Annotated in this window: 5 protein-coding genes; 2 read left to right on the plus strand and 3 right to left on the minus strand. The window is 56.4% G+C overall.

Annotation, left to right across the window (positions count from 1 at the left end; genetic code table 11):
• Positions 1 to 507: ParB/RepB/Spo0J family partition protein (locus tag D1841_RS15535; RefSeq protein WP_347564036.1), on the minus strand; the 507-nt coding region annotated here is incomplete at its 3' end.
• Between the two features lie 564 nt (positions 508 to 1,071).
• Here D1841_RS15535 and D1841_RS15540 point away from each other — a divergent pair.
• Positions 1,072 to 3,417, plus strand: coding sequence for a LuxR C-terminal-related transcriptional regulator (locus tag D1841_RS15540; protein ID WP_160644494.1), 2,346 nt, complete (start codon positions 1,072 to 1,074; stop codon positions 3,415 to 3,417).
• Between the two features lie 16 nt (positions 3,418 to 3,433).
• Positions 3,434 to 7,375, plus strand: coding sequence for an S-layer homology domain-containing protein (locus D1841_RS15545; RefSeq protein WP_160644492.1), 3,942 nt, complete (start codon positions 3,434 to 3,436; stop codon positions 7,373 to 7,375).
• Positions 7,376 to 7,557: 182 nt separating this feature from the next.
• Here the strand turns inward: D1841_RS15545 and mobC are convergent, their stop codons facing one another.
• Entirely contained in the window at positions 7,558 to 7,875 is a 318-nt protein-coding gene (gene mobC / locus D1841_RS15550; protein WP_160644498.1) for a plasmid mobilization relaxosome protein MobC, read from the minus strand.
• Entirely contained in the window at positions 7,872 to 8,123 is a 252-nt protein-coding gene (locus tag D1841_RS15555) for a hypothetical protein (protein WP_160644491.1), read from the minus strand. The genes mobC and D1841_RS15555 overlap by 4 nt, the downstream gene beginning before the upstream one ends.
• Positions 8,124 to 8,341 lie beyond the last annotated feature (218 nt).

The following is an 8,341-nucleotide window of genomic DNA, read 5'->3' on the forward strand; positions in this document are numbered from 1 at the left end:
GCCGCGGCAGAGGCGGACACGCACCGCTGCCGGGCGGCGTCGCCTGTAAACAGGGCAAGGCGCGCCCCTTCGGCTATTCCTGACCTTGATATCCTCAATCTGCGCCAGTTTGTCAAAGTCGGCGAGGGAGAGCTGCCGCTTGCTCACCTCCTTGAGCTTCTCCTGATCCAGCTCCATCATTTTAACCCACCGCCGTACCGTGGTCTGGGAGAAGCCGGACTTCTCGGCGATCTCCTCCATGGTACTGTCCATGTCCAGCATCAGCTGGAAGCCCTGGGCCTGCTCGTACACCGTCAGGTCGGAGCGCTGCATATTCTCCAGCAGCATGGTCTGAAGCTGCTCTTTGGGGGTCATGTCGGCCACCACGCAGGGCACCTTTTCAAGGCCCGCCGCTTTCGCGGCCGCCAGCCGCCGGTGGCCGATAATGACTTTGTAGCCCCGCTGCCAAACTTCCCCGGTGACTTCACCTATAACCATATTGGGGACTACTGTCAGATTCTGGAAGATGCCGTTTTGGCTGGTTTTGTACCCCTCTTTGGGGTAGTGGCAGAACTAGAGTATCAATTTATTAAGGCAAACAAAACCGCCGTACAAAGTTGGAGCTGTCATGGTAATACCACAACTGCTCTGACTTGTACGGCGGTTGCCTAAGTAGATTAAAGCAGAAAGAAAAAGTCTGGAGCAGCACGGTAAGTTTCAACATAGGACGATGGGCGGGCTGCTTTTTTCCTTTCCGCTTGTGGAGCAGTGGGAATATTTCAAGAATAAGCAAAAGAGCATGCCAAACTACATGATTGTGGAGTGGACAGGGGCATAGCGATAATGGTAAAATGTTATAGTTTGTATGAGTTTGGTAGTGTGCGTTCCTAAAATTCACATAAATTTTACAAGAAAGGAGTTGCAATTTTCAAATGTTTGCGGATAATCGTGTAGCAAGCAAGCAAGCAAGCAAGCAAGCAAGCAAGGGATAATTGCGCCCATTTTCTCTGTAATCCCATATTTTTACCGAAGCCACTCGGAAAGCATCGTGCTTTTCGGGCGGCTTTTTTGCGTCTCTTGGGGGGATAAACCGTGAATAAGAGCTACATCGCGCCAAAAATTGCCTTGAAAAAACTGAAAACCGCCCGGAGCCTTCCGCAAAACGTCTACCTCTACGGGGCCACAGGCTACGGCAAAACAGAGCTGGTGCGCCAGTTTTTGTCGGGCCGGAAATACGCCTATCTTTCCTGCGAGGAGCTGCCCTGGGAGGACGTCAGCCCCCATGACCGCATCGTGGTGATAGACGACCTGCACCGCTTGAAAAGCGAGGAACGGCGCGAGGAAATTCTGGCACTGGCGGAGCGGGAGGACGTGTGGCTGGTTCTCATCAGCCGCAGCCCCGTCCCCTCCTGGCTCCTGCCCCGGTATGTCCAGGGCGGCTTCATCGTCATTTCCGAAAGCGACCTGCGGCTGGGGCGCGGGGAGATCACCGGTTATCTGGAATCCCTGGGCATCGACTATACGGAGGAAGATATCCGCTACTTGCAGGAGACCGCCGAGGGCAACGCCTACGCTCTCCACCATGTGGCGCTGCGCATGAAGGAGGGGCTGCACCCCGGCCCGGCGCTTCGCGATGAAATATGGGACGCGTTCGCCAACTACCTGGAAAACGTAGTGCTGGTGGGCTGGGACAGCGACTTGCTGGAATTTTTGATGCAAATAAGCGTGGTGGATGCATTTACCCCGGAGCTGGCGGCGATGATCTCCGGGAACCTCCACGTGGCCGCCCTGCTGGAACGGGCAGCAGAGGCCGGGAATTTCCTCACCCAAGAGGATGGCGTGTACCGCCTGCGGCCCGTGCTGGTGCAGGCCCTTCGCAACCGGGCGCTGAAGGTTTACGGCACGGAGCGATTCAAGGATTTCCAGTACAACGCCGCCCTGTACTATGAGATGCACAATGAGACCGTCCCGGCCCTGCGGCTGTTCGAGGAATGCGGCAAGACGGAGCGCATCAAAAACCTGCTTATCCACAACGCCCGCATGAACCCTGGCAACGGCCATTATTACGAGCTGCGCCGCTACTATTTCGGCCTGGACGAGCAGGAAATCGAGGACAGCCCGGTCTTGATGGCGGGCATAAGCATGCTCTATTCCATGCTGATGGACAGGGAAAAAAGCGAATATTGGTACGAAAAACTAAAGACCTTCGCCACAGCCGCCAAGGGCGGCGTGCGCCGGGAGGCGCAGAGCCGCCTGGCTTACTTGGACATCGGCCTGCCCCACCGGGGGAGCCGGGACGTGCTGGAGGTCATGAAGCGGATACCGGCCCTGCTGTTCGACAAGGGGAATAAGCTGCCGGAGTTTTCCGTCACCAGCAACCTTCCGTCTACCATGAACGGCGGCAAGGACTTCTGTCACTGGAGCCCCAACGACACCGTGCTGGCAAAGACTGTGGGTCCGCTGGTGGAGCGGGTGTTGGGCCGCTACGGGAAAGGGCTGACCAAGGCCGCGCTGGGGGAAAGCTACTACGAAAAAGGCGAGGACAATTACAAGGTGATGGCCCTGCTGACCCAGGCCCAGATGGAGACCGAACGGGGCGGCATGCTGGAGATCGCCTTCGCGGCGGTGGGCATACGGGTGCGGCTGGCTGTGCTGCAGGGGGACCTGCAGGCGGCGCAGGAGCTGCTGGATTCCTTCCAGCGGGCGGTGAAGGAGCGGCACGTCACCCAACTGCTGCCCAACATGCAGGCCATGCGCTGCCGTCTGGCGCTGTACAAGGGCGACATGGATGCTGCGGTCCGCTGGCTAAAAGTGGCCCCCGATGAGGACGTGGAGTTTTGCAGCATGGAAAGGTACCGATACTTAACCAAGGTGCGGTGCTACCTGGCGCGGGGGGAGCACATAAAAGCCCAGGCGCTCATTGAGAAGCTGCGCTATTACGGGGAGCAGACGGGTCGGGCCTACATCCGCATGGAGACGGGGCTGCTGTCGGCCATCACCAAGGAGCGCATGGGCGGGCCGTGGCAGGAGGAATTTCGAGAAGTGCTGAAAGAAGCGGAGCATTTCCGGTTCCTGCGCCTGATTACGGAAGAGGGCGCGGCGGTGTGGCCCCTCTTGCAGAAAGAGAAAAAGGCGCTGCTGGAGGGCGGAGCCCTCGACAAAAAGTGGCTGCTGCGGCTGCTCACAGAAACCGAGGAAATGGCCCGGCGGTACCCGCTGTATCTCAAAAAGCGTGGGGCCACCACGGCGGATTTCCACCCCACGGCGCTGCAAGTCCTGCGCTTGCAGGCGGATGGGCTGTCGGTGAACCAGATCGCCCAAAGGCTGGGCCTGAAGCCGGACAACGTGCGCTATCACACCAAGGAGAACTATCGGAAGCTGAATGTCTCCCACAAGGCCGACGCCATTTTGGCGGCGCGGAGCCTGGGGTTGATATAATAATGGAGGTATTATTATGAAGAAATTTATGAGTATTCTGCTCGCCTTGACCCTGTGCCTTGGCATGTTCCCCATGCAGGCGTTTGCGGCAAGTAATTTAGCAGAGGGTAAAGAACTGGAAATACTAGAACCCAATGAAACAATGGCTGCCAATTACGGCAAAATCATAAACAATTACGGCACCGTGGAGAGAAATTTTGGCATAATCATAAACAATTACGGCACTGTAACGAGAAATGAGCAAGACGGGCGGATTGCCTCCAATTCCGGTAAAGTCTCGGTGAACGCCGTTGGAGGCGAAATCAGCACCAACAAGAATGACGGTATTGTGAAGGAAAACAGCGGCCGTATCAGCGGTAATAAGGGTACAGTAACCAACAACAGCTCCACCAGCGGTGAACCCGGCTTCAGGGGCACCATCGGGGAGAACACAGGCACAATTGACTGCAATATGGGCTATGTGAATCTTAATAACGGCACGATAATTCGGAATACTAGGAATCCCTCGGCTTGGGTTCAATCTGACAATGTGAACGCAAACTATGGAACCATTGAAACAAATGAGGGGATAGTTGGATCAAACGGCGGTAGCGGTATAATAATTGATAGTAATGGTTCTTTTGCAAAGGTAGAGAGTAACGATGGAACTATAAATAACAACGGCAACTACGCAACTGTAAAAAGCAATAGCGGTACGGTGAATCTGAATCATAACAACGGCAAAGTCTACAATAGGCAAGGCGGCACAATCACTGAGAACCAAGCCAATGTCTATTGGGACACAACTTTCAATAGAGCCGAGAACGTTAAGTATAGCTCTTTTGCAGATGATAAAAACTTCATCGGGGATGGCTTCACCATCTCCCCGGCGGAGGGCTATATCCTTGTGCTCAAGGACACAGCAAACGCCACCTTCACTTTGGTAAACGGAGCTTATAAGGTGACGGGAATTACCGCCGCCCCGGTTAAGTGGAACGTTACCGCCGTGCCCGCCGTGGCAGAGGTGGAGAAGGGGGGCGTTGTCACCAAGGTGAACGACTTGCAGGAGGAGCTTGCGTTTATTCTTAATAACGGCGCCACCGTTAGGCTTTTGCAGGATATGGAGCTGGAGAAAACCCTCTCGATAGAAATTGGCTGTACCCTGGACTTGAATGGGCATAATATCCACAATAAAGGCGAAGGGGACGCGATAAAAATTAACGGTGATAGTCTTGTAACCATTGAGGGCGATGGCACAATATCAGCTGCAGACGGCAGGAGCCTTGTTCAGAAGACTGGGGGGCTGGATCTGTGCGGCGGGACGTATACTTCGGGCGTAAAAATTGCTAATCAAACTTTCTATGTGTTCCTGGGCGCTGGATATGCCTTTTACCGTGACGGGCAGCTTGTCACGGGCGTGCTGGCTAATACGGAAATATCCGGCCCTGTCACGGTGGCTGAGTGTACGCATAGTTATGGTTATATCAGCGGCCCCGGAGAGCACCAAAAGAAATGTACAGCTTGCAATTTAGAAACTGAGCTGGAATACTGCACCTTCGGGGAGGACAGCCGGTGCGTTTACTGCAAGGCTTTGCTGGAGGTTAAGCTGAGTTCCACGGGACAAATAATTCGATATGACGGCACGCAGAAGGAGCCTTCGGTCACTGTCGAGGCAAACGGAAATAGAGTCTCTTCAGAACATTATACTGTTGAATATTCAAATAACATCAGAGCCGGTGAAGCTACTGTGACCGTTACCGGCAAGGAGGGATATTTCACAGGCTCGGCGACGACGAAATTTACCATCGAAAAGGCCACCCCCACCCTGACCGCGCCCACGGGGGCCATCCAGTACGGGCAGAAGCTGTCCGACAGCACCCTGACGGGCGGCACAGCGAAAAATGGGAGCCTGGATGTTGCCGGGAGCTGGAGCTGGGCCAATGGGGACACCCGGCCCACGGCAGACGGGGCTTTCCCCGTGACGTTCACCCCCAGCGACACCGCAAACTACAATATCCCGGCGAATGTCAATGCCAGCGTGACCGTGAACCCTGCCGCGCCGAAGATTACTCTGACTGCCCCTTCCCATCAGGTCGCGGGAGGCAGCGTCACCGTTGACTGCAAGGTGGAGAATCCGCACAATTCCGCGCTAACTGATGCGCCAGCCGCCACGTTGACCTATAAAGTCGGAAATGGTGAAGCGATGCCAATCACCGATGGCAAATTTACCATCCCAACGGAGACGGGGGTAGGCACAACTGTTACCGTTACCGCAACCACTACGGCTGTAGACGGCAAGTACACCGCCGCCACCCAAACGGCCACTGTGGCCGTCACCGATAAAATACCCGTAGAGATTAGCGGTATCAGCGTGGCCGGGCGGGCCTATAACGGCAAAGCGGTCGAATATACCGGCACCCCGGCAGTCAAGACGCTGGACGGCACTGTAGTCACGGACGCAGAAGTCAATTACGCTTGGAGCAGCGGCACGGCCCCCACCAACGCCGGGAGCTACACCCTGACAGCGGCTGTAGGCGGCGACAAATATATTGGCAGTACAGTGGTAAATTTCACCATCGACAAGGCCACCGTCACCATCACCGCAGACAACAAGTCCGCCACCGTGGGGAGCGCGCGGCCCGACCTGACTTATACGGTGTCTGGCCTGGCCGACGGCGAGGAACTAACCACCGCTCCCACCCTGACCTGCGACGCGGATATGAGCAAAGCGGGCAGCTATCCCATCATCGCCAGCGGCGCGGTTGTTCCGGCAACAGTCAACTACAACACGGCTATTACCTATGTGCCGGGCACCCTGGCGGTGACTGCCAAACCTTCCAGCGGCGGCAGTTCCGGCGGCACCACCACTCCGCCCAGCCAGTCTGTCACCACGGACACTAACCAAAATGCCACCCAGACCACCGCCACCCCTACGGCCACCACCCAGGGCGGCACGGCTACTGCAACCGTTAGCACAAGCATGGGCAACGAGATCGTCAAGCAGGCCGTGGCGAACAAGAGCGAGACGGTGGTGATCGCCCCCAAAACCGGCAACGCCACTAAGACCGAGGTGTCCATCCCCGCCGCCACCGTGGGGCAGATAGGCACCCAGACCAGCGCCAGCCTCATCGTGTCCACCTCCGTGGCGGACGTGACCATCCCCAACGGCGGGCTGGGCAGTCTGGCCAGCGCGGGAGGCACGGTTACTGTCACCGCCCAGCAGACAGGGGATTCGGTGGAGCTGCTCGTCACGGCAGGCGGCGAGGTTGTGGAGAGCATTCCCGGCGGCATCACCCTTACCGTGCCTGCGAAGGATACAACCCCCGGCACCGTCGCCATGCTGGTGCGAGAGGACGGCACTCGCGAAGTGGTACGCAAGTCCGTGGCCGGGGAAGCCAGTGTGACTGTGCCTCTAGACGGCTCCGCCAAGCTGATAATCGTAGACAACAGCAAAACCTTTGACGATGTGCCCGCCGACAGTTGGGCCGCTGACGCGGTAGCCTTTGCCAGCGCTCACGAGTTGTTCAACGGCACCGCGCCCGGCCAGTTCAGTCCCAATACCGCTATGAGCCGGGGCATGCTGGCGGTTGTCTTGCACAATCTGGAGAGCAACCCGGAGCAGGCCCTCACAGGCGTTTTCGGCGACGTGGACAACAGCCAGTGGTACGCTGAGGGCGCGGCCTGGGCCGCGGAACAGGGCATCGTCGGCGGCTACGGAAACGGACAGTTTGGGCCCAACGACCCCATCACCCGGGAGCAGTTGGCCACCATGCTCTGGCGGTACGCAGGGGAGCCGAAAGCGGCAGGCGCAGCTTTGGCTTTCACCGACGCGGATAAGGTCAGTGACTACGCAAAAGCTGCCCTGCTGTGGGCCTCAGAGAACGGTGTCATCAACGGCAAGGGGAGTGGTATCCTAGACCCGAAAGGGCTGGCTACCCGGGCCGAGGTGGCGCAAATGCTTAAAAATTTCATGAAATAAAGATGCATGTGACGAAGGAGGGACAGCAAGCGCTGCCCCTCCCTTTTATACTCGGACTGTGCGGTACCGGAATGTGCATTTGCTCACACCTCTTTTTCCCTGAGTTTACATGAAAGCATGCCAACAAAAAAGTATTGGGCTGTTCAGCACTCCAGTGCTAATTTTGTTCGCCCTCTGATTATTCAGTTATCTATGAGATTCTCTTCCAACCCATCACCTGTTACCGCCATTTCAATGCGGCGCAAAGCATCTTGCAACTGAACCACGTTCTCATAGTAAGCGGCTTCATCCACCAGCCCTGTGGCGTTGGCCACAAACGCGACCTGGTTCAGATTATTGCCAATCTCACACAGCTCTCGTCTCACGGCGTGGTAGTCAGCAGGCGGAGTTTCCCTTGGCTTGTAGCCGTGGAGCAACTGCCGTATGTAAGCGGACTTGCTCAGCCCGCATTTTCGCGCCCGGCGCTCCAACAGCTTGAAGTCCCTCTCGCTCAATCTCATGTCAGACTTTCTTTGTCTCTCCAAAAAATCATCCTATTATTTTTAATTTTAGGGGTTGCAGGGGATTCTCCCCTGCCCGGGCATTTGTCTGCACACTTGTCCGCACAAGGGTCTGCACAAATGCGATGCTGGCGTGCGCTCTGAACGCCATTTTTTCGACGTTCAGAGTTTTCGGCCCTACGGGCCTTGTTTTTGCCCATGGTTTGCTGCTCAAGCGAAAATCCGCGACTGCTATTTTGCTTTTTCATAATGAAACCCTCCTTGAATTTTCATTTTTTGCGTTACAGACTGCTTGAAGGGCTGCGCTGCAAGAAACCCGTCCGGTGAGCCGGGAATGCGCAGATGCGCGTTTTGCGGAAAAGAGTTCACCAGCGAAAGGTGGCATGGCAGGGAGTACTGCAGCCGGGAGTGTTATTTGCAGGCTATGGCACAGACGAGGGAGGATAGGGTCTGCGGCTGGTGCGGA

Source organism: Neglectibacter sp. X4, assembly GCF_009917365.1.
Classification (GTDB): domain Bacteria; phylum Bacillota; class Clostridia; order Oscillospirales; family Acutalibacteraceae; genus Acutalibacter.